Here is a 1,206-nt window from a genome sequence, read left to right on the forward strand (position 1 = left end):
CTAGGGAAACACTGATTAATAGGTGATGGCGCGAGGTGGTCGACGAATGGCCGAATACCGAAGCGAAGCGCCACCTATTCGGAGAAGTTTGACCCGAGGATGCGCTTGATTTCCCGCATTTCTCATACGCTTGACGGACTTCTTCCATGAATCGAGCGCAGCCGGTTTCGCGCGATCACCAGATTCGCCAAGGCGAACAGGCTGAACAGTTGCGCGGTGTTCTTGAGCAACCCCTTGTAGCGCACCTTGCGATGACGGAACAGATTCTTGACGACATGAAACGGATGCTCGACCCGCGCGCGGATTTGCGCCTTGGTTCGCTCGAGCGCGATCATCAAATCCTTCTGCGCACCGTCGGGCATCGCCTTGATTTTTGCTCGCTTGGCCGCCACGCGCCACTTCACCGACTTGCTCTTCATTTCATCGCGCTTGTCCACGCCGATGTAGCCCGCGTCGCCGAACGCTTCTTGCTCGTGACCGTGCAACAGTGCGTGTGCTTGCGAAACATCCGACACGTTGGCGGATGTGCCGACCACGCTGTGAACCAGCCCCGAATCGGCATCGACGCCGATATGCGCCTTCATGCCGAAGTACCACTCGTTGCCTTTCTTCGTTTGATGCATGTCCGGATCGCGACACTTCTCGGCGTTCTTGGTCGACGGCGGCGCTTCGATGATCGTTGCATCGACAAGCGTGCCTTCCTTCATCATCAGCCCGCGTTCGCACAGCGAGATGCCAATCTCGTCGAACAGCTTGCGCGTCAGGTCATGTTCGAGAAGCAGGCGCCGGAACTTCAGCAGCGTGGTCGCGTCCGGCACGTTCTCGACGGCCAAATCGATCCCGGCAAACGCCCGCATCGCGATGCTGTCGTACAGCGCATCCTCCAGCCCTTCGTCCGACAGGCTGTACCACTGCTGCAGGAAGTAGATTCGAAGCATCCGCTCCAGACCGATCGGCGGGCGCCCGCGAGCTCCTTTCGGGTAGTACGGCTCGATTGCCGTCAGCAACCGCGACCACGGCACCAGCTTCTCCATCTCGTCCAGGAAACGCTGACGCCGAGTCACGCGCTTCTTGCCCGCACTTTCCGCTTCCGCAAAGCTCATTTGCCGTTTCATCGTCGTCGGTTCGTTCCGTGAACTATCTTCTACAACGTCCTCGGCTGCGTCGGCGATGACCGCCGAGCCGGATAAATCAGTGTTTCCCTAG

The 1,206-nt window shown here is 59.0% G+C and carries 1 protein-coding gene; it reads right to left on the bottom strand.

Annotated features, from left to right (window positions below; all coding sequences use genetic code 11):
- Nucleotides 1–122: 122 nt before the first annotated feature.
- On the bottom strand, nt 123–1,115 hold the full coding sequence (locus U5798_RS36830; RefSeq protein WP_322084873.1) for an IS5 family transposase: 993 nt from the start codon (nt 1,113–1,115) through the stop codon (nt 123–125).
- Nucleotides 1,116–1,206: the final 91 nt, after the last annotated feature.

The sequence above is a fragment of the Burkholderia sp. BCC1972 genome, assembly GCF_905339605.1.
In the GTDB taxonomy this organism is placed as follows: domain Bacteria; phylum Pseudomonadota; class Gammaproteobacteria; order Burkholderiales; family Burkholderiaceae; genus Burkholderia.